General features: G+C 71.6%; 18 protein-coding genes and 1 pseudogene. 5 read left to right on the top strand and 14 right to left on the bottom strand.

The features are described from left to right. Positions 1-153: 153 nt before the first annotated feature. Positions 154-4,134, top strand: coding sequence for a DUF4082 domain-containing protein (locus ACZ6QO_RS02205; protein ID WP_465846802.1), 3,981 nt, complete (start codon positions 154-156; stop codon positions 4,132-4,134). A 198-nt stretch (positions 4,135-4,332) separates the two neighbouring features. Here ACZ6QO_RS02205 and ACZ6QO_RS02210 read toward each other — a convergent pair whose 3' ends face one another. The 3 genes and pseudogenes from ACZ6QO_RS02210 to ACZ6QO_RS02220 form a co-directional block, all read right to left on the bottom strand. After that, positions 4,333-5,046, bottom strand: coding sequence for a class I SAM-dependent methyltransferase (locus ACZ6QO_RS02210; RefSeq protein ID WP_465846804.1), 714 nt, complete (start codon positions 5,044-5,046; stop codon positions 4,333-4,335). Positions 5,047-5,264: 218 nt separating this feature from the next. Further along, positions 5,265-6,227, bottom strand: a pseudogene (gene rfbB / locus ACZ6QO_RS02215) (dTDP-glucose 4,6-dehydratase); the annotation flags it as partial. Then, positions 6,224-7,291 carry a glucose-1-phosphate thymidylyltransferase gene (locus ACZ6QO_RS02220; RefSeq protein ID WP_465846805.1) on the bottom strand — a complete coding sequence of 356 codons (1,068 nt, stop codon included), beginning with the start codon at positions 7,289-7,291 and terminating at the stop codon, positions 6,224-6,226. The pseudogene rfbB and the gene ACZ6QO_RS02220, both read right to left, overlap by 4 nt. 578 nt (positions 7,292-7,869) lie before the next feature. Here ACZ6QO_RS02220 and ACZ6QO_RS02225 point away from each other — a divergent pair. After that, positions 7,870-8,859, top strand: a complete 990-nt coding sequence (locus tag ACZ6QO_RS02225; protein WP_465847231.1) for a glycosyltransferase family 2 protein — start codon at positions 7,870-7,872, stop codon at positions 8,857-8,859. Between the two features lie 247 nt (positions 8,860-9,106). On the opposite strand, the gene ACZ6QO_RS02230 is transcribed toward ACZ6QO_RS02225, so the two are convergent. Beyond that, a complete protein-coding gene (locus tag ACZ6QO_RS02230) occupies positions 9,107-9,307 on the bottom strand; it encodes a DUF397 domain-containing protein (RefSeq protein ID WP_465846807.1) in 201 nt (66 codons plus the stop codon). Continuing rightward, positions 9,300-10,121: a helix-turn-helix domain-containing protein gene (locus tag ACZ6QO_RS02235; protein ID WP_465846808.1), complete on the bottom strand. Its 822-nt coding sequence runs from the start codon at positions 10,119-10,121 to the stop codon at positions 9,300-9,302. Before ACZ6QO_RS02235 ends, ACZ6QO_RS02230 begins: the two co-directional genes overlap by 8 nt. Before the next feature lie 226 nt (positions 10,122-10,347). Here ACZ6QO_RS02235 and ACZ6QO_RS02240 point away from each other — a divergent pair, with 226 nt between their 5' ends. Further along, positions 10,348-10,779, top strand: coding sequence for an ATP-binding protein (locus ACZ6QO_RS02240; protein WP_465846810.1), 432 nt, complete (start codon positions 10,348-10,350; stop codon positions 10,777-10,779). A 209-nt stretch (positions 10,780-10,988) separates the two neighbouring features. On the opposite strand, the gene ACZ6QO_RS02245 is transcribed toward ACZ6QO_RS02240, so the two are convergent. Further along, the gene (locus ACZ6QO_RS02245) at positions 10,989-12,695 is read right to left on the bottom strand and encodes a hypothetical protein (RefSeq protein ID WP_465846811.1); all 1,707 of its coding nucleotides are present in this window, start codon (positions 12,693-12,695) and stop codon (positions 10,989-10,991) included. Positions 12,696-12,899: 204 nt separating this feature from the next. After that, positions 12,900-13,193 carry a hypothetical protein gene (locus tag ACZ6QO_RS02250; protein ID WP_465846813.1) on the bottom strand — a complete coding sequence of 98 codons (294 nt, stop codon included), beginning with the start codon at positions 13,191-13,193 and terminating at the stop codon, positions 12,900-12,902. A gap of 803 nt (positions 13,194-13,996) precedes the next feature. Between ACZ6QO_RS02250 and ACZ6QO_RS02255 the strand changes: the two genes are divergently transcribed. Then, positions 13,997-15,805, top strand: a complete 1,809-nt coding sequence (locus ACZ6QO_RS02255) for a cellulose binding domain-containing protein (protein ID WP_465846814.1) — start codon at positions 13,997-13,999, stop codon at positions 15,803-15,805. Between the two features lie 159 nt (positions 15,806-15,964). Here the strand turns inward: ACZ6QO_RS02255 and ACZ6QO_RS02260 are convergent, their stop codons facing one another. Next, on the bottom strand, positions 15,965-17,209 hold the full coding sequence (locus tag ACZ6QO_RS02260) for an NAD(P)-binding domain-containing protein (RefSeq protein ID WP_465846816.1): 1,245 nt from the start codon (positions 17,207-17,209) through the stop codon (positions 15,965-15,967). A gap of 59 nt (positions 17,210-17,268) precedes the next feature. On the opposite strand from ACZ6QO_RS02260, the gene ACZ6QO_RS02265 reads away from it, so the two are divergent. Next, on the top strand, positions 17,269-18,213 hold the full coding sequence (locus tag ACZ6QO_RS02265) for a LysR family transcriptional regulator (protein ID WP_465846818.1): 945 nt from the start codon (positions 17,269-17,271) through the stop codon (positions 18,211-18,213). A gap of 50 nt (positions 18,214-18,263) precedes the next feature. Here ACZ6QO_RS02265 and ACZ6QO_RS02270 read toward each other — a convergent pair whose 3' ends face one another. From ACZ6QO_RS02270 to rffA, 6 genes are all read right to left on the bottom strand, one after another. Then, the gene (locus ACZ6QO_RS02270) at positions 18,264-19,190 is read right to left on the bottom strand and encodes a hypothetical protein (RefSeq protein WP_465846819.1); all 927 of its coding nucleotides are present in this window, start codon (positions 19,188-19,190) and stop codon (positions 18,264-18,266) included. 111 nt (positions 19,191-19,301) lie between these two features. Then, on the bottom strand, positions 19,302-20,045 hold the full coding sequence (locus ACZ6QO_RS02275; RefSeq protein WP_465846820.1) for an ankyrin repeat domain-containing protein: 744 nt from the start codon (positions 20,043-20,045) through the stop codon (positions 19,302-19,304). 87 nt (positions 20,046-20,132) lie between these two features. After that, positions 20,133-20,540, bottom strand: coding sequence for a hypothetical protein (locus ACZ6QO_RS02280; protein ID WP_465846822.1), 408 nt, complete (start codon positions 20,538-20,540; stop codon positions 20,133-20,135). A 157-nt stretch (positions 20,541-20,697) separates the two neighbouring features. Further along, positions 20,698-24,471 (bottom strand): nSTAND1 domain-containing NTPase, encoded by a 3,774-nt coding sequence (locus tag ACZ6QO_RS02285; protein WP_465846823.1) that lies wholly within the window; start codon positions 24,469-24,471, stop codon positions 20,698-20,700. A gap of 243 nt (positions 24,472-24,714) precedes the next feature. Beyond that, positions 24,715-25,551, bottom strand: a complete 837-nt coding sequence (locus tag ACZ6QO_RS02290; RefSeq protein ID WP_465846824.1) for a GNAT family N-acetyltransferase — start codon at positions 25,549-25,551, stop codon at positions 24,715-24,717. After that, the gene (rffA, locus tag ACZ6QO_RS02295) at positions 25,548-26,702 is read right to left on the bottom strand and encodes a dTDP-4-amino-4,6-dideoxygalactose transaminase (RefSeq protein WP_465847233.1); all 1,155 of its coding nucleotides are present in this window, start codon (positions 26,700-26,702) and stop codon (positions 25,548-25,550) included. Before rffA ends, ACZ6QO_RS02290 begins: the two co-directional genes overlap by 4 nt. Positions 26,703-26,779: the final 77 nt, after the last annotated feature.

Genomic DNA, 26,779 nt, shown 5'->3' on the forward strand with positions numbered 1-26,779 from the left:
CGTCCGGACACCGGGGCGGGGGCACCGGTTGTCACGCTTGCGCGCATGAGCATGACGTGGCCTTGTAACGGCCGTTGGAGAGGCTCTGGCGCGCCGCTGACGACCGGCCGGGCGGCATCGCCGCCGCGGTCCGCGTGGAGCCGCCGGATCACTTTGATCACCTGTGTCGCAGCCGTGCTGACCACGGCCGGTCCCTGCGGCCTCGCCTCGGCGGCGAGCCCGCCGGCCGCCCGGTTCGAGCACGCGGCGGTCCCCGCGCGGGGGGCCGTCCAGCCGGTCACCGACGACCCCCCGCCCCAGGACGGCAGCCAGACCGCCGACCCGGGGGCGGGGAACGGCGGCCGGGACCGAGCCGGCGAGGACGGGCCCCGGGAACCCGCCGAAGCCGGCGAGCACGGCGCGTCCGGAGCCCAGGACGCGTCCGGCAGGCAGGAAGCGTCCGGTACCCGGGACACGGCCGGCAGGCAGGAGGCGGCGGGCACCCGGGACGGCGCCGGCGTCCAGGGCGAGGCGGGCGCCCAGGGTGAGGCGGGCGCCCAGGGCGGAGCCGAGGCGCGGGGGCAGGACGAGGGGCGGGCCGCGGCGCTGCGGGACGCGGCCCGCGCCGAGCACGAGGCCGAGCGGCTGCGGGAGACCCAGGGGCCGGGCGGCGGCCGGGACCACATCGGCTTCCGCGAGGCGCAGCCGCCCGGCGGCGGGCATGAGGCGGACGCCGCGCGACCGGGCGGACGCCCGGCTCCGGCGGAGCGGATAAGCCTCGCCGAACTGGTGAGGCGCGACAAGCGTCTCGCCGAGCGGGCGGAGCGCAGAACCGCGCAGCGCCGCGCGGACTGCCCCCCCACGTCCGTCATCTGCATCGAGAACAGCCTGCCCGGCAGCCCGCCCAGCGAGTGGGACATCGTCGGCGCCGGCGACCCGAGCATCCAGGGCTACGCGACCCGGATGAGCGTCAACGTCGGCGAGACCGTGCAGTTCAAGGTGAACACCCCGGCGACGGCCTACCGGATGGACATCTACCGCTACGGCTACTACGGCGGCCTGGGCGCCCGGCTGATCACCACGGTGAACCCCACCGCGACGCTCCCGCAGCCGCAGCCCGCCTGCCTGACCGAAGCGTCCACCGGCCTGGTCGACTGCGGCAACTGGGCGGTGTCCGCGTCCTGGACCGTCCCGGCCTCCGCCGTGTCGGGGGTGTACTTCGGCAAGCTGGTCCGCACGGACGGGACGCCCGGCGCCAGCCACATCACCTTTGTCGTCCGCGACGACGCCCGGCAGTCGGAGCTGCTGTTCAAGACCTCCGACGCCTCCTGGCAGGCGTACAACGCCTACGGCGGCAACAGCCTGTACAGCGGCAACCCGGTCGGGCGCGCCTACAAGGTCAGCTACAACCGTCCCTTCACCACCGCCTGCTGTTCGTGCTGCCAGGGCGGCAACGAGACCTGGTTCACCCTCGCCGAGTACCCGATGGTGCGCTGGCTGGAGGCCAACGCCTACGACGTCAGCTACTTCACCAGCGTCGACACCGCCTCCCGCGGCGCCGAGCTGCTGGAGCACAAGGTCTTCCTGTCGGTGGGCCACGACGAGTACTGGTCGGATGACGAACGGACCAGCGTGACGAACGCCCGCGACGGCGGCGTCAACCTCACGTTCTTCTCCGGCAACGAGATGTTCTGGAAGACCCGCTGGGAACCGAGCATCGACGGCTCGGGCACAGGGTTCCGCACGCTGGTCTGCTACAAGGAGACGCACGCCAACCAGAAGATCGACCCGAGCCCGCAGTGGACCGGCACCTGGCGCGACCCGCGCTTCTCGCCGCCGTCCAACGGCGGCCGGCCGGAGAACGCCGTCACCGGCACGCTGTTCATCATGAACGGCGTGGTGAACGACGCCATCACCGTGCCGGCGGAGTTCGCCCAGATGCGGTTCTGGCGCAACACGGCGGTCGCGAACCTCCAGCCCGGCCAGGTGGCGACCTTCCCCGCCGGGACGCTCGGCTCGGAATGGGACCAGGTCCCCGACAACGGTTTCGAACCGCCGGGGCCGGTGAAGTACTCGCGCACCACCATCACCAACCCCAACAAGGTCCTGCTGGACTTCGGCAGCAACTTCGGCGCGGGCACCGCCACGCACAGCCTGTCGCTGTACAAGGTGTCGAGCGGCGCGCTGGTCTTCGGCGCGGGCACCATCCAGTGGTCGTGGGGGCTGGACGCCACCCACAGCAAGCCGGGCACCCCGACCGACATCACGATGCAGCAGGCGACGGTCAACCTCTTCGCCGACATGAACTGCCAGCCGGTCACCCTGCAACCCGGACTGGTGCCGGCGACGCCGTCCACCGACACCGCGCCGCCGAGCTCCACGATCACCACGCCGACCGCCGGCGCGACGGTCAACAGCGGGACGCCGTTCATCGTGCAGGGCACCGCGTCCGACACCGGCGGCGGCGTCGTGGCCGGCGTCGAGATCTCCTTCGACGGCAGCCGGTGGTTCCAGGCCGCCGGCCGCGGCGACTGGCAGTTCGCCTGGACGCCGAACGGGTCGGAGGACAGCGTCACCATCAGGGTGCGGGCCGTCGACGACATCGGCAACCTGCAGGTCGTGCCCACGACCGTCACGGTGAACGTGAACACCGTCTGCCCCTGCTCGATCTGGTCGCCGACCACCGAGCCCGCGACCCAGAGCTCCAACGACACCAAGTCGGTGGAACTCGGGGTGAAGTTCCGGGTCACGACGGCGGGCTACATCAAGGGCATCCGGTTCTTCAAGGGGCCGCTCAACACCGGCACCCACGTCGGCAACCTGTGGAGCTCGTCCGGGCAGCTGCTGGCGAGCGCGACGTTCACCGCCGAGTCGGCCTCCGGCTGGCAGCAGGTGAACTTCTCGGTGCCGGTCCCGGTGAACATCAACACCACCTACGTCGCCTCCTACTTCGCGCCCAACGGCCGCTACTCCTACAACCTCGCCTACTTCAACACCGGCGGCGTGGTGAACGGCCCGCTCACGGCGCTCGGCAACGGCGTGGACGGCGGCAACGGCGTGTACCAGTACGGGACGGCCAGCGCGTTCCCCACCAACACCTTCCAGGCCAGCAACTACTGGGTGGACGTGTCCTTCACGCCCATGGCCAGCCTGTGGAGCAACAGCGCCACCCCGGCGGTGCCGGGCAACCCCGAGACGAGCCCGCTGACGGTCGGCGTGAAGTTCACGGCGAGCACGACCGGCACGATCAGGGGGGTCCGGTTCTACAAGGGAGCGCAGAACACCGGCACCCACATCGGCAGCCTGTGGACCACCGGCGGCCAGCTGCTGGCCAGCGCCACGTACACCAACGAGACGCCGTCCGGCTGGCAGCAGGCGAACTTCGCCACTCCGGTGCGGATCAACGCGGGCACGACGTACATCGCCTCGACCTACGTCGCCTCCGGGCACTTCCCGTACACGTTGCAGTACTTCACGACGCAGTACAGCAGACCGCCGCTGACCGCTCCGGCGGACGGGGCGCAGGGAGGCAACGGCGTCTACGTCTACAGCGCCGCGAACGAGTTCCCGACGAACAGCTTCCAGGCGGCGAACTACTGGACCGACGTGGTGTTCGCGCCGTCGGTCAGCCTGTGGGACGACTCGGCGACACCCGCCGTGGTCTCCCATCCCGACGCCGACCCGGTGACGCTCGGCGTGAAGTTCCAGGCGACCGCCAACGGCACGATCAGGGGCATCCGGTTCTTCAAGAGCGCGGAGAACACCGGCACCCACGTCGGCAGTCTGTGGACCACCGGCGGTGAGCTGCTGGCCAGCGTCACGTTCACCGGCGAGACGGCCTCCGGCTGGCAGCAGGCGTACTTCGCGACCCCGGTGCCGATCACCGCGGGCACGACGTACATCGCCTCCTACCACACGGCCGAGGGCCACTTCTCGTACACGCTGCAGTACTTCACCGGGCAGTACACGAACTTCCCGCTCCTGGCGCCGGCCTCCGACGCCGCCGAGGGGAACGGCGTGTACATCTACGGTCCGGACAACACCTTCCCTGAGTTCACCTACCAGGCGGCCAACTACTGGGTCGACGTGCTGTTCGACACCGGAAGCGGAGGCGGCCCGCCGCGCACCGGCCGTCGCGCCGAACGCGACACCTGACGGCCACGGCCCCGCCCGCACACGGCGGACGGGGCCATGGACCATCTGACGGCGGTGGCCGCTCGCGTCCGGCGGGCGGCCACGGGCATGTGACGGCCGGTGGCCCGCTCCCGTACGGCGGGCGGCCACGGACCATCAGACGACCGTGGCCCCGCTCGCGCGTCGCGAGCGGGGCCACCGGGCCGATGAAGGGGAAGGTCAGCGGGAGGCGGGGCGGCGCGCCCTGGTGATCAGGGAGACGCCGGGCAGCGACCGGACCGGCAGGTACCTCTCCGCCGCGATCACGGCGGAGAGCGCCATGTTGACCAGCGGCGGCGTCTCCACGACGTCGGAGCCGGAGGTGTGCTTCCTGCGGCGCGCCACCACCGGGCGCAGCAGGACGTTCCAGCTCCACATCCGCTGGATCTCCAGCCCCTCCCGCATGATGACCGAGCGCAGCCCGTCGCGGGTGTAGCGGCGGACGTGACCGGAGGCCACGTCGTGCGCCGACCACAGTGCCATGTCGCACGGCACCGTGATCAGCGCGGTGCCGCCCGGCCTCAGCACCCGGACGATCTCGCGCACGGCCAGATCGTCCTCCTTGATGTGCTCCAGCACGTCGAACGCCAGTACCAGGTCGAAGTGCCCGTCCGGCAGCGGCAGGTTCCGCGCGTCGGCGTGGATGGCCTGCAGCCCGCGCTCGCGGGCCAGGTCCACGGCGGTCTGCGAGAAGTCCGCGACCAGCGCGTCCCAGCCGTGTTCGATCAGGACGCGCGTGTTGCCGCCGCCCGCCGCGCCGATGTCCAGGGCCCGGCCGGGCGGTCCGGACCGCCGCAGCTCGCGCAGCTCACGGGCGAGGATCGCCCGCCGTTCCCTGAACCACCAGTGGCGGTCCTCGATCTCGACCGTGCGGCGAATCTCCGTGGCCTCCATGGCTCCTCCTAGTGACCCTCGTGACCCTCGTGGCCGTGGTGACGCTCGTGATCGTCGTCGTGACGCCCGTGGCTCTGCTGATGCTGGTCTTCGTTGCTCCGGTCACCGTCCGGACCCCGGCGCCCGCTCCTGTGACCGCCCTGACTCCGGGGCCCGCTCCGGTGATCGCCCTGACTCCGGCGGCCGTGACCCGGCCCGCCGTCCCCGCCCGGCGGCGGCTTGAGCGGCCGCCACCAGTCCTGGCGGTCGCGGTACCACCGGACGACCTCGGCCAGCCCCCGGTCGAAGCCGACCTCCGGCGCGAACCCGAGCGCCTCGATCTTCGAGCTGTCCACCGAGTACCGCCGGTCGTGCCCGGGCCGGTCGGCCACGGGGACGACCATCTCCCAGCCCGCGCCGAACGCCGCCAGCAGCCGCTCGGTGAGCTCCAGGTTGGTCAGCTCGACCCCGCCGCCGACGTTGTAGACCTCGCCGCCGCCGCCCTTGTCGAGCACGAGCTGGATCGCCCGGCAGTGGTCGTCGACGTGCAGCCACTCGCGGACGTTCCCGCCGTCGCCGTACAGGGGGACGGGCAGCCCGTCGATCAGGTTGGTGACGAACAGCGGGATGACCTTCTCGGGGTACTGGTACGGGCCGTAGTTGTTGGAGCAGCGGGTGACCCGCACGTCCAGCCCGTAGGTCCGGTGGTAGGCCCGGCACAGCAGGTCGGCCCCGGCCTTGGCGGCCGAGTAGGGGGAGTTCGGCAGCAGCGGCGCCGCCTCGTCCCACGACCCGGTCGCGATCGACCCGTACACCTCGTCGGTCGACACCTGCACGACGGTGCGCACGTCCGCCGCCAGCGCCGCGTCCAGCAGGCGCTGCGTGCCCTGCACGTTCGTCGTCACGAAGTCCGCCGCCCCGGTGATCGACCGGTCGACGTGCGTCTCCGCCGCGAAGTTCACGATCACGTCGTGGCCGGGCACCACCTCGGCGAGCAGCCCGGCGTCGACGATGTCGCCATGGACGAACGTGTACCCGGGGTGGCCGGCGACCGGCCGCAGGTTGGCCCGGTTGCCGGCGTAGGTCAGCTTGTCCAGCACCGTCACCCGGGCGTCCGCGCAGGACGGATAGGCGCCGGCCAGCAGCGCGCGCACGTAGTTGGAACCGATGAAACCGGCCCCGCCGGTCACCAGCAGCCTCATGCCCGCACCTGCACCTTGCTGTGGTCGCCCACCATGAGCTGCAACGCGTTCGGCACGCCCCGCGAGCGCACCACCTCGACGTTGCGGCCGATCAGCGAATAGGTCAGCCGCGCGACGCCCTTGACCGTCGACTCCTCGCAGACGATGGCGTACTCCACCTCGGCGTCCTCCACCACGCAGCCGTCCCCGATCGAGGTGTACGGGCCGATGTAGGACCCGCTGATCCGCGCGCCGGCCCCGATGACCGCGGGACCCCGGATCACCGACCCGCGCACGGTGGCCCCCGCCTCGATGACGACCCGGCCGGACACCTCCGACGCCCCGTCCACCGTGCCGCGGATGCGCGGTTCGACGCCCTCCAGGACGATGCGGTTGCACTCCAGCATGTCCTGCAGCCGCCCGGTGTCCCGCCAGTAGCCGCTGACCATATGGGAGTGCACGCGGTAGCCGTTGTCGACCAGCCAGGTCACCGCGTCGGTGATCTCCAGCTCGCCCCGCGCCGACGGCCGGATCGCCCGCACCGCCTCGTGGACGGCGGGGGAGAAGGTGTACACCCCCACGATCGCCAGGTCGCTGCGCGGCCGCGCGGGCTTCTCCTCCAGCGTGAGGATCTCACCCGAGGGCCCGAGCTCGGCGACGCCGTAGAACTGCGGCTCGGCGACCTTGGTCAGCAGGAGCTGCGCGTCGTGCCGCGCCTCGCGGAAGGAGTCCACCAGGTCGGAGATGCCGCCCACCAGGAAGTTGTCGCCCAGGTACATCACGAACGGGTCGTCGGCGAGGAACTCCCTGGCGATCAGCACACAGTGCGCAAGGCCCAGCGGCTCGTCCTGCGGGATGTAGGTCACCTCCAGGCCGAACGCCGAGCCGTCGCCGACGGCGTCACGGACCTCGCGCCCGGTGTCGCCGGTGATGACGCCCACCTGCGTGATCCCGGCGTCGCGGATCGCGTCCAGCCCGTAGTACAGCACCGGCCGGTTCGCGACGGGGACCAGTTGCTTGGCCGATGTATGGGTCAGCGGGCGCAGCCTCGTACCCCTGCCACCTGCCAGAACGAGCGCTTTCATCGCTCACGCCGCCTTCCCGGGAGAACGCATGGCCGCCTCATCGGCCCCGAATCTAAGGGCGGTCCCACCGGCCGGCCCCCCGACGTCCGTGCCTTTGCCGAACAATGACCCGCAGCTTGCCGCCCCCGGAGGACTCAACAACCTCCAGTACCGCCCACCCCTCACCTTCGCCGGCTGCACCTTCTCCTGTACGTCCGACTCCTGCACGTCGGACTCCTGTACGTCGGACTCCTGTACGTCGGACTCCTGTACGTCGGACTCCTGCACGTCGGACTCCTGCACGTCGGACTCCCCGTCCATCCGACTCTTGTACGTCCGATGGTTCTCCCATCGGCGCCGCGTCGGCGGGATGGTGGATGGCGAATCCCGGCGCCGCCCTACGGCGGGAACCCGGCGCACCACTCCGTCCCCCGCTCGCTGTGGTCCGCAAACGGCCGATCACGGCAGGCAAAAGCCGGGCGGGTCCGTTCCCGGCGTGCGGCAACCCCGGGCCAAGGACACCGCAATCCCGCGCAGCCGTCCTGGCGTCCGCCACCGGGGATGTGATCCGCTGCGGGCGAGAGATGATCGGGGGATCAATGTCGGTGTCGGTGGTCATTCCGTGTTACCGCTCCGCCCGGGCCCTTCCCGTGCTGGTCGCCAGGCTGCTGCCCGTCCTGAAGGAGGTGTCGGTCCCGCACGAGGTGATCCTCGTCGTCGACGGCAGCCCGGACGACACCTGGCGGACCGCCGCGGACCTCGCCGCGCGTTTCGACGTCGTCCGCGCCGTGCACCTGTCGCGCAACTACGGGCAGCACAACGCCCTGGTCGCCGGGATCAGGGAAGCGGTGTTCGACGTCGTGGTCACCATGGACGACGACCTGCAGCACCTGCCCGAGCAGATCCCGCAACTGCTGGCCGCCCTGGAGGGCGACCGCCTCGACCTGGTGTACGGGGTCCCGCACAAGGAGGAGCACGGGCTGGTCCGCAGCCTTGCCTCCCGTTCGGTGAAGGCCGCCATGGCGATCGCCCTGGGGGTACGCACCGCCCGGGCCATCAGCGCCTTCCGCGCGTTCCGCACCTGCCTGCGCGACGGATTCCAGGACCTGTCAGGACCGCACGCCTGCCTCGACGTCGCCCTGTCGTGGTCGACCACCCGGGTCGGCTCGGTCAAGGTGCACATGAGCGAACGCGGCCATGGGCGATCGGCCTACACCCCGCGCCTGCTGGTGAGGCATGCCATGAACATGCTTCTCGGCTACAGCACCACGCCGTTGCGCGTGGCCAGCTACCTGGGGTTCCTGGTCGGCGTCGTCGGGTTGCTGCTCGGCGGGGCGGTGCTGTGGAGCTTCATCGCAGGCGAGACCACCGTCGCGGGGTTCACGACCATCGCCTCGATGGTCGCGCTGTTCTCCTCGGCCCAGCTCATGTCCATCGGCGTCCTCGGCGAGTACGTCGGCCGGATCCACGCCGGCGGCATGGGCCGCCCCACGTACGTCGTCCGCGAACGCGCCGGCGTCCACGTCCCCTCGGACCTGTCCTACCACCCCACCCGAACCAAGCCCTACCGCCCCGGCCGCCTCCACTGATCTCGGCATTCAGCCCTGCCTCGGCGGCATCGGCCGTCCTCGAAATGGTGCCTTCGGCGCTGTCTTTTCTGTGCGTCCCTGACCTGCCTCGGCATCTCGCCGCCGCGCAGCGCGTTCGGATCAGCGAAGTTCAAGACAGCACATTGTGGTGGTGGCCCCGCATTCTGGTGCACCGCTTCCCTTCTGCGGCCTACTACTGAAAGGCCCCCGCCTGGGCGGGGGCTATCGATTCATGGGCTTGGCGCGCTCAGTTGTCCAGCGCTCGGGCTTTGAGGGCGGCCACGAATGCCGACCACTCGGCTGGAGCGAAGGCCAGGTTCGGGCCGGTTGGGTTCTTGCTGTCCCTGACAGCGACGTAACGTGGCAGGTTCGACGCCACCTCGACGCAGTTGCCCGTGTCTTGGCTAAAGGTGCTCTTGCGCCACTGCGGGTCCCGAAGGTCACTCATGGTGGTTCACCACTTCCTGGATGAGCTTGACCGACTGCTTGAACGGTAGAGCCTGCGCCCTAATCGCGTCATATCGGGCCGCCAGTTGGCCGATGACCTGTCGGTCATCAATCGTTCGTCCTACCGGCTGAGCGTCCACGTACGCGGCGTAGGCCGCACCGTTCCGTTCAGCGATGATGAACCCGCCTGCCAGTCCGCAGTGCGCCTCAGCCTCGTAGGGGACGATCTGTATCGTCACGTTGGGATACTCGGCGACTTCGAGCACGAACAGTAGTTGTTCGTGCATGACCTCCGGTCCGCCGATACGGCGATGAATCACGCCCTCATCCATGACGATGCCGATCAGTGGAGGCTTGTCCTGGCGCAACGCGGACTGTCGCCGCACTCTGCTCGCTAGGCGTTCCTCCACTTCCTCGCTCGTGACGCCGGGAGAAGTGGCGAGCATTTCACGGGCATACGCCTCTGTCTGAAGGAGTCCGGGGATGACGACGAGTTCCCAGTTATGCAGTGCCGTGGCTTCGGCTTCCTCCTCCAGCCATGGCCTAAAGTACGCCGGAGCCCGATCCCAGGTGGTGTTGACCCACAGGCGCATCATGGCGCCGTCCAGCTTCAAGGCCTGGTCGCACAGCTCGGCGAACTTCTTGGTCGGTGGTCGCTTCAAGGTCTCGACCATGGCCACGTGGCTGTCCGAGTAACCGAGCCGATCGGCGAGCTGGTGCTGCGTCAGGTGTGCGATCTGACGGTGACGGCGTAGTTCGAATGCGAAGAGGGCTCGCGGGGACGAGTGCGGATCGATTTCTCGGTCGGGGGACAAGTTATCACCTTCCTGTCAAATCTGCGCGTTTTGGCTTACTCGCTTATCTCCTCTCGCTAGTTGTGGTGGAACCGAGAGGGGAAACCGCCACCGATAGTAGCCCCACCTGACCAATCTGGTACGGCGAAGAGTCACTGCGATCCGCACTTCCCCCGGTGCGAAAGGCCGACAAATGAGGACAGGAAGTCTGCTAGGCGTCACAGAATTGGTTGGAGCTCCCGAATCGGTGTCGATTGCGCGTGAGTTCGTGAAGGCGAAGCTCGGTGAGGAGCATCCGGCTTTGGGCGACGTGACGCTGCTGGTTTCCGAGCTCGTCACCAATTCTGTACTGCACTCGAATTCGAGGAACGGCGGGAGGATCACCCTCGCTCTCGCCGACTGCCGCGACCTCATTCACGTGGACGTGGTGGACGCCGGGGGCGAGACGGCCCCCGAAGTGCGTGCCGACATGTACGCCGAGGGCGGCCGGGGCCTCATGCTCGTGGAGACGCTGTCGTACCGGTGGGCCGTCTACGACGACGCCGCCGGCAGGACGGTGTGGTGCCAGGTGAAGTACGAGCCGGCGCAGGACACGCCGTCATGCCCCCGGCAGTGTGAGCCGGGCGACCCTGTGCCAGGGGAGTCCGGGGCCGGGCGGACGGCGCGGCACCGGCCATGAAGCGGGGGCGGCGGCGTGGACGGACTTCCCCCGCAAGGTGGTCGAGGTCGCCCCCTTCACCCGCGCCGCCGCCCTCTTCCAACCCGGTCAATGAGAATCGCCCGTCGGGAGCGGTGCGGCCCTCGACCTGACCGAGCAGCCCCCGTCCTGGTGGCCGGCTCCGCCACTCGTAGATGGGCGGCGGAGGAGAGTCTGCGCCCTGCCACCGCTCACGGCTTCAGCATGAGCCTTTTTCTCGTCGCACCGGGGAACACGACGACCAGATGCTCCTCTCCTGCGTCGCCGACCCGCACGTAGACGCGGACCCGGTAGCGGCCCTTCCCCGAGATCGCCAGGTTCGGCATCGGGGCACCCGCGCCCACGTCTCCGCCCTCGCCCTTCTCCGGCACGGTGAGGTGGCCGCTGCGGCTGACGATCGGCACCTCGCTGACGTAATCCCACCCGGCCGTCCGCTGCGGCGGCGGGGTGCGGAAGGCCTTCACCGTGAGGCACAGATCGGCGACGTCTTCGACGTGCCCGATGAGCACCGCGCCGCCCGCCACCCCGATGAGGTCGTCGTCGTAGACCTTGTCCGTCGCCTGTTCCGCCGCCTCGTCGGCCGCTTCGTCTTCGGGGTCGTGGACGAGATAGCCGGGATCGCCGTCGACGAACAGGAAGTAGTTGGCCGTGGCCTGGACGACACCCTTCGTCCGGGGCCACGGGTCACGGCACTTCGCGTTCTTCTCGGCGATGTAGGCGGCGTTCGCCGCCTCCGCCTCGGCGGTCGACCGCAGCAGCTCGGGATGGGTCGCACCGACGACCTCCGGACAGACGTAGACGAGGTCCCACGGGTCCGCGCCCCAGGCGGGCCGCGCGCTCCCGGCCTGTCTCAGGACCGCCTCCTGACCGTCGCGGTCCTTCGCACGGCACAGAGCCCGCCCGTACCCGAGGACCTGCTGGTCCGACAGGCTGTCGGGGAACATGGGCGGGACTCCGCCCTCTGTGCTCCGCGCCCGGCACAGGAACGCGGCGTCGCGTTCCGCGGCTCCCAGGTCGCCGAATCTGGGCTGGTCATAGCAGCCCATCGACCAGCCGGAGTAGGTGAGGCGCGGGGTCTGCTCCGGGTGTATCAGCGCGATGACCGGCAGTACGGCCACGGCCGCCACCGCGACGCGGATCACGCGCCCCCGCGCGGGTGAAAGGTCCGCCGGTCGGCCGTCGGCGGGTAGTTCACGGGCGGTCGCCGCGATCCACACGGTGCTGACGAGCAACGTCGTGTTCACCATGGCCAGCATCGCCGTGTTGCCGCCGGAGATGCTTCCGGCGAAGGCGTTGAGCGGGATCACCAGCACGCAGACGCCCGCCGACGCCCACCCGGCGGCCTGCGTGCCGCGGCTCCACCGGCCATCGCGCCGCTGGCCGACGAGCGTGATGACGGTCACCGCCACTCCGCCCAGCATCAGGCTCGGTTCGATGATGCCCGCCGGTCCGAGCTCCGGGAGGTCGAGCGCGTCGAGCAGCTCGTTGGCCATCCCGGCCAGCTCGACCGCGAACATGACTCCGGCCGCCACGCGCAGCACGCGAGAACGCCAGCGGATGACGAGCAGGTAGAGAACGTCGATCGCGGTCCACAGCGCGAGCCGGCATGCCGCATCCACCGCGTCAGGGAGCAGCGCGACCGGGTACCACAGCACGAGGGCGTACGCCACCGCCAGATACAGCAGCCGGCGCAGTGCCTTCGCCCGGCGGTCCAGCGGTCCCGGCGCGGGGGCGCGCAGGATCAGCCACAGGAACACGGCTTTCACCACGGCGGCCACGAGCAGCGCCACAGTCGTCGTGGCGTCGAACCCGTAGTCCCTATAGAAGTCCGCATAGACCGGCGGGGACCAGTCGACGGCCACCCACAGCCAGGCGTCGCCGAGCACCAGGCCCGCCACCGCCGCCACAAGAACCAGGCCTACTATTCCGAGCCTGGTGATCCGCCATAAACCATCCGTAGGCACGAGACGCGATCTTAGTGCGGTACCGCCGTACGGGAATCGTGTCCGGGATCAGGGGCCGGCGCAGGGGAAACCGCTCCGCAGTCTCACCGCCGCGCAGCGTGTTCGGACGGTCGCCGATGGCTGTAGATCGCCTTATTTTCACCGGAACGTAGGATGCGGACAGGAAGGCGGGGAGCGTCGACGGCTGATGCACAATACCTCGAATGGTTCAATGACCAGCTCGGCGACGCCTTCACCTTGACGTGGTGTTCTTTCGCGTCGGTTCATGACGTGCTGATGGCATATGGCATCCAGGCCGAGCAGGTTCAATCTGCTGGTATCGCCGATCTGCGAGATTTTCGCCTGTTCGTTGGACACCTCCGTACGGGCATGCTCGTCATCCAGCCGCGCAAATGCCCTGCGGATGAAACCCTGATCGCTCTCGCGCGACACGGCTCGTGCCTGAGCGTCCAATGGAGCGATTTCGCACCCCCGGGAGTCGCCTTCCCTTCGGAGTCACGCTGGGGTCCTTTCGTCGTGCGGTGAACCGCGAAGGTCGCGTCGTCGCCGGGGGAGGGGGTGTCGCCGGCGCGGGTGTATCGGGGGCGCGCGAGGGGCGCGGGGCCTCATACGCGTGACGAACTGTCCGTTAGCGTTAACATTCCATCTTTCGCGCTCGCTGTTCTCGGGGTGAGTCGGCGGTGGTGCGGTGGGGCGAACACGACGCCGCATGGCCCCGACACCCCTCGTTCCGGCGTGCCGTCGGTCACGTGCGCGCTCCCATCTGCCCTTGCCGAGGGCGGCGTGTCGCCCTGAGATCGGGCATCGCTTTTCGCGTGAACGTTTCAGTTGTCGCCGGCGGGCGTCCCCCGTCGCTCGCGGGTGCAGTCCCAGGTGATGGCGGTGCGACGGAGCCGGGTGAGCGGGGGCCGGCGCTCCGGCGGTTGACGGTTTCGCGTTCGATCGGGTTGGCTCCGCTCGCGGAGACCGCTACCTGCGGTGGGGCTCCTGCCTCTTGGTGCGTCACAGGCCTTCGGTGGAAGGGGACCCTCGCGATGCAGGGTGTTAGCGCTAACAAACGTATCGTCCCGCCCTCCTCGCCGTACCTCGTCGCCACGGTCCGCGCCGCCCGTTGAAACGCCTTGGCCGTCCGCGTCCGCGCCGGGCGGAGAAGGAACGGGTGCCCGGAGTGAGGCAGGGATGACGAGCCCTGCCGGCGGGTGACCCGGCCGCTGATGGAAACGATTGGAGAGTCCGTGACACGGATCGTCCTCGCAACCGCTCTTCTCGGCACGTCCCTGGTGGCAGCGCCGGCCGCGGCTCCTGCGGTCCCTGCGGCCGCACAGGCCGCGGCCGCCGTCAGCATCACCGTGTCGGACGGCGTCCAGCGCCAGCAGATCGACGGCTTCGGTGTGTCCACCGCGTTCCGGCGAGGGGAACTGCTCCGCGACCTTTCGCAGGCACAGCAGGACCAGATCTTCCGTCTGTGGTTCGACCGCGATTCCGGGGCGGGCCTGAGCATCCTGCGCCTCGGCATCGGCGCCTCTCCCGCGGGCAGCCCGTACGACAAGATGGTCTCCATCCAGCCGCAGAATCCGGGCGGCCCTGACGCCCCGCCGAGGTACGTGTGGGACGGCGACGACGGCGCCCAGGTCTGGGTGGCCAAGGTCGCCCAGTCGTACGGCGTGAAGAGGTTCTACGCCGACGCCTGGAGCGCGCCCGGCTACATGAAGGACAACGGGAGCGAGAGCAACGGAGGCACTCTCAAGCCCGAGTGGCGGACGGCCTACGCCAAGTACCTCGCCCAGTACACGAAGTTCTACGCGCAAGAGGGCATCAAGATCACAGATTTGGGTTTCACCAACGAACCCGACTTCACGGCGCCCTATGAGTCCATGCGCTTCACCCCGGCCCAGGCGGCCGCGTTCGTCAAGGTGCTCGGCCCGATCGCCACGGACGTGAAGCTCGTCTGCTGCGACTCCTTCGGGTGGGACCAGGCCAAGCCCTACACCTCCGCCATCGAGGCCGACAGCGAGGCGCGCCGCTGGGTGCAGACGTACTCGGGTCACGCGTACGCGAGCCCGGTGACCAGTACGCAACCGACCGGCAAGCCCGTCTGGATGTCGGAGTGGGGTCCCTCCAGCGGCGGCTGGAACGAGAGGTGGGACGACGGCAGCGGCCGCGACGGCCTCACGATCGCGCAGGCCATCCACCAGGCGCTCACCTCCGGCAACGTCAGCGCCTACCTCTTCTGGCTGGGCGGGTCGCGGGGCGACACCCAGGCGTTCATCCAGATAGATTCGGCCACAAGGACCTATCGCGTGTCCAAGCGGTTGTGGGCGATGGCCGCCTACAGCCGGTTCATCCGGCCGGGCGCGGTCCGGCTGGACGCCTCGTCGAGCGACTCGTCCCTGAAGGTCTCGGCGTTCCGCAACTCTGATGGCTCCAAGGTGGTCGAGGTGATCAACACCGGGACCACGGCGCAGACATGGCAGGGCGTCCAGGGCGCCGCCACCGCCTATCTCACCGACGAGTCCAACGCGCTCACGTCCTCCCCGGTCACGGGCGGGACCGTCACCCTCAAGCCCCGAGCGGTCACGACCGTGGTGATCGGCGGCCCCACGCCCACCCCGACGCCGACTCCGACGCCGACGCCGACGCCGACCCCGACGCCGACGCCGACTCCCACCCCGACGCCGACTCCCACCCCCACCCCGACTCCCACCCCGACGCCGACGCCGACTCCCACGCCGACGCCGACCCCCACTCCGGTGCCGGGCGCGTGCGTGGCGTCCATCGAGACCGTGAACTCCTGGCCCGGCGGCTTCCAGTCGAACGTCACCGTGCGCGCCGGCGACAGCGGGGTCAACGGCTGGACGGTGAACTGGAGCTGGCCGGGATCGCAGGCCATCAACCAGATCTGGGGAGGCGTCCACTCCGGCTCCGGCGCCGACGTCACCGTACGCAACGAATCCTGGAACGGCAGGCTCGCGGCCGGAGCCACCACCACCTTCGGCTTCACCGCGAACGGCTCGCCCGCGACCCCGACGCTGACCTGCGGCTGACGGAGACGAGGTGATCTCGCCGCGGTCCCGCCCCCGTGGTGGACCGCGGCGAGGCCGGGCAGGTGACGGCGCCGTGCGATGCCGACGGCAGCGGACAGGTGACCGGCGCCGACGATTCCCGGAACCGGGATCCCGGCGCCGGCGGGAGTCGCCACAGGTCTACAGGGGCGTAGACCTGACCGCCGTCACCTCCACCTCTATGAGCAGACCGGGGCGGAAGAGCCGCGTCACTTCCACGGTCGTGCTGGCCGGGGGCTCGCCGGTGATGAAGCGCCTGCGCACGGCCCCGTACTCCGGCAGGAGCGACATGTCGGTGACGAACGAGCGGATGTGGGTCACGTCGTCGAACGTGCAGCCCTGGTCGGCGAGGATCCGGGTCACAGACTCCATCACGTGCTCCGATTGCGCGGTCATGTCTCCGGGTCCCACCACGTCGCCCGCCTCGTCCAGCGCGACCTGCCCCGAGACGAAAAGCAGGTCCCCCGCACGGGTGGCGTGCGAGTACAGCCCGTTGGTGGGCGGCACCGAGGCTGGGTTGATCCTCTCCACCCGTGTGCGGCGCGCCCCGCTTCCCACCGCTCCCGCCGTGCCGTCCGCTTCGGTGCGTACGTGGCGGAAGACGGCGGTCAGGTCCTCGCCGCCGAGCCCTGCTGCGGACGCCGCGTCCAGGCGGCGCCGGGCCGCCGCCGCGAGCGTCTGGACGGGGTGCGCGGCCAGCGCGAGATCCTTGGCCGCCAAGTCGAGCCCGTAGCGCCGCTCGGCGGCCTCACCCTCCACAGCGGGGCGGACCCGTCCGGTCAGGGCGGCGAGCGGAGTGGCCGCCAGCACGTCCAGCAGCGTCGCCACGTCCACGCCCGCCGCCTCGGCGTAGGTCACCGTCTCGGCCAGCAGCACCTGCGCGGGGACCACGGCGCTCATCACGGCGAGCTTGGTCGCCGCTCCCGCGCCCGGCCCGCCGAGATGGCGCACCTGGCCGAAGACCTCCAGTACGGGGCGGCAGCGCGCCATGTCCTCCGCGTGCCCGCCGGCCAGGACCGTCAGGGTGCCTTCGACGGCCGGACCCACGCTGCCCAGCACCGGGGCGTCCACGAGGGCGACCCCGGAGGGCAGCCGGTCGCGCAGCCGGGCCACCGCCTCGGGCCCGATCGTGGACATCTCCACCACCAGCGTGCCGTCCCGCATCCCGGGGGCGGCCCGCTCCAGCACCTCGGTCACGGCCGCCGGGTCGCTGAGCATGGTGATGATCAGCTCTGCCTTCGCCACCGCCTCGGCGGGGGTGGCGGCGGTGGCGGCTCCCGCCACCGTGCGGGGAGTGCGGTTCCAGGTGGTCACCGTGTGCCCGGCCGTCACGAGCCGCCGGGCCATGGGGACGCCCATGCGCCCCAGTCCGAGAAAAGCGATCACGGGTCACGACGGTAGAGACGGGCGAGGCATTCCACCAGCGACTAGATTGCATGCGTCCCATGCACTGGAGGAATATGTTCGACATCGACGCCCTGCGCCTGCTGGACGCGGTGGCGCGCACCGGGTCGTTCACGGCGGCGGCCACGGAGCTCGCCTACACGCAGTCCGCGGTCTCGCGCCGCATCGCCTCCCTGGAACGGCAGGCGGGCGGCCCGCTGTTCGAGCGACTGGCCCGCGGCGTGCGGCTGACACCGGCCGGGGAGCTGCTCTGGGAGCACGCCCGCGCCGTCCTCAATCGCCTGGCCCGGGCCGCCGACGACCTGGCCGGCGTCCACGGCGGTTACCGGGGACGCGTCCGGCTGGGCGCCTTCGCCACCGCGAACGTCGCCCTGGTGCCCGCCGCCCTCCGCGCGTTCCGGCGGGAGTTCCCGCACGTCGAGCTCGTCCCGGTCGAGGGACCCAGCGCGAGCCTGATGCGCCGGACGCGCGAGGGCAGCCTGGACGTGGCGGTGGTCAGCGACTACCCCTCCGGCCTGCCCTACGACGACGAGATCCGGATCAGCGAGCTGGTCAGGGACGAACTGCTCGTCGCGCTGCCCGGCGACCACCGGCTGGCCGCGGCGGACCATGTCGACCTGCGCGACCTGCGGGAGGAGACCTGGATCGAGGCGCCTCCGCCCGGACAGCGCACCATGCTCGCGGACGCCTGCGCCCGCGCGGGCTTCACGCCGCGCGCGACGCTGCAGATCCGCGAGTGGACGGGGAAGTTCGGGTTCGTCGCCGCCGGGCTCGGCGTCACTCTGGTCCCCGCGATCGCCGCCTGGGCCGTGCCGGAGGGGTTGGTGCTCCGGTCCCTCGGGGAGCATGCCCCGCGCAGGACCGTCTCGGTGGCGCTTCCCCTGACGTCGCTTCCCGCCGCGCGCGCCCTGGTGGACCTCCTGGCGCGCGCGGCGGGCCTCACGACCTCCGCACCGATGCGTCGCTCGGCTGACGGGGAGGGATGACGGGCCGCTCGCCGCTCAGCGGGAACCCGCGCCGGATGGCCGGCCCGGCCTCACGCGCGGCGGGCGGGGGCGCTCAGGACGTCGGCGAGGTCGTCCACCGCCAGCCCTCGGCCAGGCGTCGCCTTGGGCGCTTTGATCGTCAACGGCTTGTCCCAGTTCCGGTACTGCGTGCCCAGCCGCGCCTGCGGGATCCGGCCGTCTCCGAGCCCGCGGACCTTGGACCGCGGGGGCACGTCGAAGGCCCAGAAGATCCGGTACGGCCATCCGCGGTCGTCGTACATGTACGTCCAGGTCACTTCCGACGTCCCGAGGGCCGCGGCTCCCGCGGCCTCGCGGAAGCTGGGGGAGACGCGGTAGAGCTCCTTGAGCGCGATCGTCCCGTTCAGGGTGTAGATGCGCTGCTTGCGGCCGGTCGTGCGGTCCCTGGTCCAGGGCGCGACGTTCTTGCGGGTCGTGGTGGACAGCAACTTGCGCAGCGTGGCCGGCTCCAGGACGTTGATGAGCTGGTCGCCGTAGCCGGCGGCGGCGCCGCTCGCCCGGCCGGTGCGCACCCAGGACTTCGCCCGTGGCGCGAGCTGGTACTGCCGGCCGCCCACGCTGATCGTGCGCAGCGTGCCCTCCGTGCGGAGCACGCCGGCGAAGTAGGGGTCCTTCTCCGCCTCGTCCACCATGAGGTGCTTGTTCTCTATGCGCAGCAGCCTGGTGTGATCCGAGGCGATCACGCCGGCCCGACCCAGCTTGACCTTGCCGGTGCCACGCAATTCCATGCCGCTCGCGATGGTGATGCGCCTGCCGTCGCTCAGTTGCACTTCCCCCGTCACGTCCGTGGCGGCGCTGCCGTAGAACTCGGTGGTCGCGCCGGCGCCGCGGGCGAGCAGCGAACGCGCGCCCGCCACGGGGTCGGGTTCCGCGGTCTGGGCGTGGGCGGTGACGGGGGCGGTGGTGACGAAGGCCAAGGCCACGATGAGGGGGTGCATGCGTACATCCAGGTGGTGAATGAAGATCAAGTATGGGTGCAGTGAATGTAACGCATGGCACCCCGGCGACGAGGAGTGTGAGCGCGGGGCCGGGGAGGGCGGGTGCCGGGGTCAGGGCAGGGTGGTGTCGTCTGGTTCGCCGGTGGAGCCGGCCCTGTGCCGGCGCAACCAGGCGGCCAGGTCGGTCGCGCCGGAACGCTCGGCCGCCTGCAATGGCGTCAGGCCGTCGTAGCCGACCCAGTCGAGGTCGCCGCCCTGGTCGAGGAGGTAGGCGGCGGTCGCCTGCCGGCCGCCGTGGCAGGCGCACCACAGCGCGCTGGTGATCTCCCGCCGGTCGGGTGGGGGAGCGGCGCCGAGCAGGGCGCGGACCCGGTCGAGGTCGCCGAGCCCGGCCGCCTGCCACAGGTTCTGCCGGGCGCCGCGCTCGACGAGGCGGTGGGCGGCGTTCCACTGGCCGAACGCGACGGCGTCCCCGAGCGGCGTGCCGCCGTCGATGACCGACCCGGACGCATCGATGTCGGCGCCGGCGTCCAGCAGCGCGTCCAGTACGGGCACGTCGTCGCTGCTGGCGGCCCAGTGCAGCGGCGTCTCGGCGTGCGGGCCGGCGAAGCGGGCGTTCACCTCCGCGCCCGCCGCGACCAGGGCGGCGACGACCCGAGGCCCGTTCGGGTAGTGGCCCGGCCAGTCGGTGGCCGCGTGCAGCACGGTCCGCGACACGGCCGCGTCCCCGATGCGCGCGGTCGCCAGCTCGGGCCGCTCGGCCAGCAGCCGCTCCAGCGCCGCGACGTCCCCGGACTGCACGGCGGCCGTCACCGCGACCGCCTCCGGGGCCTCGGCGGGCAGAAAGCCCTCCATCAGTGCTCCTCCTTCGCGTCGCGGCCGTGACTCCTACCATCCTGGCCGGTGGCCGGCCGGGCCACCACCCTGCCCGCTCGATCGGGATCAGCCGCAGTTCGGGTGGTGTGGCGGCAGGGCCGCGAACCTGATGGGCACGGTCGGTCCGAGTTCGGCCTTGACCGCGAAGCAGCCGTGCTTGGCGTAGGCCTCGGTCAGGCGCTTTCTGGCGTTGTTGTAGGGAAGGACCAGCGCGACCGCGCAGCCCAGCGCGATGAGGCGGTTGGGGATGCGGGCGCAGATGATGTCGGCGGCCGGTCCGCTGAGCCAGCCGGCCCGGTCGGCCGCCTTCTTCATCTTGGCCGTCGCCGCGGGGGAGAAGGTGAAGGTGCAGCTCAGCCCCGAGCACCTGGCGCGGACGGCCGCCGGGGTGCCCGCCTGGGCGGGCGCGGCGGCGACGAGAGCGGTGAGCAGTGCGGCCGAGGCCGCGGCGGTGGTGAACAGCGAAGTGCGCATGGGGACTCCTCGACGGGAGGTTCGTGGTCGGGACCACGGTGGAGGCGTGCGCGCGCGTCCGGCCAGCGGACCGGACGCCTTCCCAAGGGCGGCTCCGTCCGCCCTGTTCAGAGGCGGGGCGGCAGCGGTGTCCAGGTGTCCGGCGGCGCCGGACACCTCACGGGCAGATCGCCATGTCCGGCTCGCCGGCGGGGAGGAACTGGCGCAACTCCTGCTGGGTCGGCGACCGCCCGGCCACCGCGCACATCGCCCGGTACGGGTCGGACGGCAGCCGCAATGGCCACCGCTTGCCGCTTCCGTCGCGCGCGACGGCGAGCAAGGTGGTGCCGTCCGGGGTGAACGCCAGGCTCGCCGGTTGCTGGGTGCGGCCGGCGGGCGGCGCGACCGCGATCTGCCGCCGCGACCGGACGTCCCACAGACGCAATGTGCCGTCGGTGTCGCCGGTCGCCAGGTAGGCGCCGTCCCCGCTGACGGCCATGGCGGTGACGGAGGCGGGGACCGGGAAGGGGTTGCCGATCTGCGCCAGGTCGCTGGTGCGCAGCACGCGGATGAGACTGCCGGTGTCGGCCTCGTTGGTCTCCGCCGTCATGACCGCCTTGCCGTCAGGGGTGAAGATCATGGTGGAGTGGCCGTGGTCCAGAGAGGGCGAGGCGGCGATCTGCCGCAAGGTGGCCGTGTCGCGCAGCGCGATCCTTTCGCCCGATGTCGCGATCATGCTGCCGTCCCGGCTGATGGCGATGGCGTTCAACCTGTCGGGAAGACGGTCGATCGAGCTCACCCTGCGGTGGGCCACGGCATCCATGACGACGAGCCGGGTGCCGTCGGTGGTCACGGCCTCATTGCCGGGGGAGGGATGAGGAACGGCGGCCACCAGCAGGCGGCCGTCACGGCTCAGGGCGATGTCGTTGGAGAGCGAGTACAGCCAGTCCTCCGACCCGAGGTCGATCGGGTCGCCGGTCGGGCGGCCGGTGGCCGCGTCCAGCAGGCGGACCGAGCCCTGCCGGTCCGGACGGGACGTCCACCCGCGGACGGCCAGGACGCGGCCGTCGGCGCTGATCGCGGCCCCGCTGACGGAATCGACGGCGGGCGTCGGACCGGGGACCTGAGCCCAGACGGTGGTGTCCCAGACGCGGGCGTTCCGCTCTCCGGCGGTGGTCACCAGGCGGGAGCCGTCGGTGGAGTAGGCGAGGTCGACGATGAAGGTGTCGTGGCCGCGCAGGACGGTGCCCGCCGGTCGCCGGGTGCGGGCGTCGAGGAAGCGGACGACGCCGTCGCCGCCGCCGACCGCGACGGTCCGGCCGTCCGGACTGTAGGTCATCGCGTACACCGAGGTGCCGACGCGCACCGCCTTGCCGATCTTGCGGTGGGTGACCAGATCCCACTGCTGGATCAGGCCGCCGTCCTCGCCGAAGTTGTCGTTCGACGTCATGATCGTCCGCCCATCCGGGTTGAAGGCCATCTCTCCGGCCAGGATCGGAGGCCCGTACGGCCGGCGGGTGGCCAGGTCCCAGACCTGCCAGCGGGACGTGGACCGGAAGTGGTCGGTCTGGACGGCCAGGGCGGAGCCGTCCGGGCTCAGTTGGGTCCACACCTCCCGGCCCTTCCGCAGCGGGCCGACGGCGGGCCCGACGCGGCGCCACGTCCTGGTGTCCCAGCGCTGGACGACCTGGCTCCCGTCGGCCGTGGTCAGCCTCGCCCCGTCGCGGCTGAAGACGATGGCGCTCAGCGCGTCCTTGTGGCCGGTGAGCGGTGCGGTCAGCCGCCTTCCGGTGGCGGCGTCCCTGATCAGGACGACTCCGTCGTGCTCCTCGTCGCCGTCGCCCGAGGCGATGACGGATCCGTCCGGGCTGAACACGATGGGATAGACACCCGAGCCATGGCCGGTGAGCGGCGCGCCCTTGGGACGGCCGGCGGCGTCCCACAGCCGCACCTTCCCCTCCATGTCACCGGTGGCGATGGTCCGGCCGTCCGGGCTGACGGCGACCGCGGTGACCTCGGCGGACGGGCTGTTCAGCACGGCGTCCAGCGGTGTGGCGAGCGCCGCCAGCATGCCGTACCTGGCCTCGTCGGTCGGCGCGAGGCGCCACGCCGCCGCGGCGAGCAGGCCGGCGAGGACCGGATCGGCCGTGCGCATCACCTCACCTCGTGCCGCCAGCAGGCGCGACACGGCCTCGCGGCGCTGCGCCTCGGCCCGGCCGGCGGCGCGGATGGCGAGCACACCGGCCACCGTGGCGGCCAGGGTAAGGACCATGAGCAGGGCCACCGCCGCCCGGCTCAGCCGCCGCAGGCGCACGGCGGCGCTCCCGGCCTCGGCGGCGGCCCGTTCCGAGGCCGCCAGGAACGTGCGGGTCCTGGCGTCGGACGCCGAGTGCGTCCACGACGCCGCGTCGAAGGCGTCGCGCGCCGTCCGCAGGCGGTTGCCGCGGTACAGGTACGCGGCATCGCGCCCGCCCTCGTCCCACGCGGCCGCGTCCGCGTCGAGGCGCTGCAGCACCACCAGGTCCGCGCGGTCCTCCTCGATCCAGGTCCGCAGCCGGGGCCAGCCGCGGATCAGCGCTTCGTGGGTGATCTGCACGCTGGAGGCGTCGACGGTTACCAGCCGGGCCTGCGTGAGACGGTCCAGCACCTCGTGGTGGAGCGGGTCGTCGGGCAGTTCGGTCAGCGGCATCCGCCGCGCGGTGTCGGCGGAGTCCACGCCCAGGTGGACCAGCCGCGTCAGCAGCCTGCGGGCCGTCCGGCGGGAGGCCGGGTCCAGGGCGTTGACGGTGGCGTCGGCCGTCTGGGCCAGCGAGCGGGCGATGCCCCCCGACGCCCGGTATCCGGCGAGCGTCAGGTTCGTGCCCTCGCGATGCGTCCAGGTCTCGCGCAACGCGTGCGAGAGCAGCGGCAGCACGCCGACGGCGCCGGCGTGGTCACGGTCGCTGCTCAGGTCTTCCAGCAGCAGCTCGGCCAGGCCGTCCTGCAGGGTCAGGCCGGCCAGCCGGGCCGGGCCCTGGATGACCTCCAGCAGGTTCTCGCGGGTCATCGGCGTGACCGCCACCGGACGCTCGACCGCCGCGACGAGCGGCGGGTACTGGGTGCAGTGGCCCAGGAAGTCGGCCCGGACCCCGAGGACGACCACGAGGGGGCCGCCCGCTCCGGCGCACAGTGCCGTCACGACCTCGATGAACCGCCTGGATCCGCTCTCCTGGCCGCCGGTGAACACCTCTTCGAACTGGTCCACGATGACGGCCGTGCCGGACCACAGGTCGCGCAGACGCTCCGTCACCGATTCCGGGTCTGTGCCGGGGCCGGTCCGGGCGAGTTCGCACAGGGTCCGCCACGGGTCGGCGCCCGGCGTGAACACCACCGGGGCGCTGGCGGCGCCGCGGGTGAGCGCGGGCACCAGGCCGGCCCGCAGCAAGGACGACTTGCCCGACCCCGACGGCCCCATGACGATCAGTACGCCGTCGGTGCCGGCGATGCGGTCCAGCAGCGCGGCCGTCAGCTCGTCACGGCCGAAGAAGTACGCGGCGTCGGCCGGCCCGAAGGCCTCCAGGCCGCGGTACGGCGGTGGCGGAGCGGGGGAGCGGCGGGCGTCGCGGACCGTGTCGCGGACCTGCTCTCGGTTGTCGGTCTCCTCGCGGAGCGCCCGGTAGGCCGCGTCCCAGGCGTCACGGTCGCCGAGCCCTTCGGGCAGGACCCGGGCCGTCTCGGCGGCCACCCGGATGCAGGTGTCGACGAAGACCTCGAAATTGTGCCGTTCGGGCCGGACGGGCCGGCTCTGGCTGATCATCCCGTCGACCGTACTGCGCCGCAGCCGTATCGGCTCCTGGCCCGCGCGGCGCCTGGGCGTACGGGCGCTGGCGATCGTCAGCGCGCGCACCGAAAGCCCCGAAGCGTCCTTCAACGCCCGTAATCGCCGGGCGAACCGTGCCCTGGCCTCCTCCACGCCGCGAGTGTAGGCCGGACAGCCGCGCCGTGTCCGGCGCAAATGTGACCGTTCTAGGACGCTTCGTGACTGCGAATCCCGGCGCGACGGCGGGCGGGGCCGCCAGTGCGGTGACCACATACCTTCACCGGGTGCCGTTCTCCTCTGGTGTGCGTGCCGGATGTGACCGGCGCCGGGGCGGCGAGTCGCGGTACGGCGATGCCGGCGCCGCCCTATGGCGCCCGACCGGCGAACCTTCGTGGACTAGCGGAGCAGGTGCACGGTCAGGGCCGTGCGGACGGGTTCGAAGCCGTATCTGGCCCAGGCGCGCTGGACGCGGACGTTGTGGGCCTGGGTGGAGATCACGACGTGCGCCGCGCCGCGGGCGAGAGCACGGTCCTCCACCCCTTTGAGCAGGTGCGCGTACAGTCCGCGTCCCTGGGCCGAGGGGACCACGCCGGCGAGCAGGATCTCGGTCGCGGGGCCGTCCTCGTCCAGGGTCGCGAGGCCGAGCAGGGCTCGCGTGCCGGGGTCGTGCAGCGCGAGACAGCGCCCCTCCTCGGCGGAGCGGAGCGCCCATTCGCGGTACCCGGCGACCGCCTGGGCGGCGGTGAACAGGGGGTTGGCCGCGTAGTGGTTGGCGTAGCCGGAGAAGATGGCGCCCACCAGGTCCTCGACCTCGGCGGCGCCGCCGATCGGCCTGGTGCCGAGGTCAGGGGACGGCTCCGGCGGGCGGCCGTGCCCGGCGGCCAGGCGCCAGTACACGAGCGCGTCGGCGAAGACGGCCGTGCGGCCGAGCCCGGTCAGCTCCGCGAACCAGGTGACGTGCTCGGCGGGGTACCGCAGCACGACGACCTCGGCGGCCGAGGCGAGGATCGCCTTCCGCACGTCGGCCAGGGCGACGGGGGGCTCGGCCGTGACGGTGAGGCGTTCCACGGTCCGGCCGAAGCGCGCCGTCTCCAACGGGGAGGGCACGGCGCGCGGCCGCGCCGGCCGGGCCCGTTCCCGGGACGGCGCGTCCGGCCTGTCGCCGGGTGGCGTCTCCCGTTCACCGGGCGGCGCGGCGCCGCCGTCCACGGTGCCGGTCGCGGTGTCGGTCACGGGGTGGTGGGGGTGTAGGAGCGGACGGCCTCGATGATGCGGGTGACGGCGGAGTCGGTCAGGTCGGCGAACAGCGGGAGCCGGACCAGGCGGTCGGCGACCTGCTCGGTCACCGGGCAGCCGCCCGCGGCCGTGCGCCCGTACCGCAGGCCGGCCGGCGCGGCGTGCAGCGGCTGGTAGTGGAACGCCGCCCGCACACCTCGCTCGGCCAGGTGGGCGATGAAGTCCTGCCGGCGGGCGAGGTCGGGCAGCAGCAGGTAGTACAGGTGCGCGGGATGCTCGCACCCGTCGGGCACGGTGGGCCGCACGACGCCGTTCGCGGCCGCCCAGTCGGCCAGCTCCTCGTGGTACCGGCGCCAGACCCGCAGTCGGCGCGCCTGGATGGCGCCGAACGATTCGAGCTGCGCGGTGAGCTGCGCGGCCAGCACGTCCGACGGCAGGTAGCTGGATCCGATCTCGACCCAGCGGTACTTGTCGACCTGGCCGCGGAAGAACCGGCTGCGGTCGGTGCCCTTCTCGCGGACGATCTCGGCCCGCGCCGTGAGCTCCTCGTCGTTCATCAGCAGCGCGCCGCCCTCCCCGCACTGCACGTTCTTGGTCACGTGGAAGCTCTGCGCCGCCATGCGGCCGAAGGACCCGAGAGGCCGCCCCCGGTAGGAGCCGCCCAGCCCGTGCGCGTTGTCCTCGACCAGGGCCAGCCCGTGGCGGTCGGCGACGGCGCACAGGGCGTCCATCTCGCAGGCCACTCCGGCGTAGTGCACGACCACGACGGCCCGGGTGCGTTCGGTGACCGCCGCCTCGACCAGGCTCTCGTCCACGTTGAGCGTGTCCGGCCGGATGTCGGCGAAGACCGGGATCGCCCCGCGCAGCGCGTACGCGTTGGCCGTGGACACGAACGTGAACGACGGCATGATCACCTCGTCGCCGGGGCCGAGGTCGAGCAGGATCGCCGACATCTCCAGCGCGTGCGTGCAGGAGGTGGTCAGCAGCGCCCGGCCGGCCCCGGTCACCTCGCGCAGCAACTCGGTGGCGCGCCGGGTGAACGGGCCGTCGCCGGAGGTGAGCCCGCCGCGCACCGCCTCGGCGAGGTAGTCCAGCTCGTTCGCCGCGAGGTGGGGGCGGTTGAAGGGGATGGTCTCCAGATCGGTCATGCTCACCCCGGCAGTGAACACCGGCGCGCGGCCGGGAGGCGCGGTGTCCCGGCCGCGTTGGAGAGCTCTTGCGAAAC

It is taken from the genome of Sphaerisporangium sp. NPDC049457, from assembly GCF_055586705.1.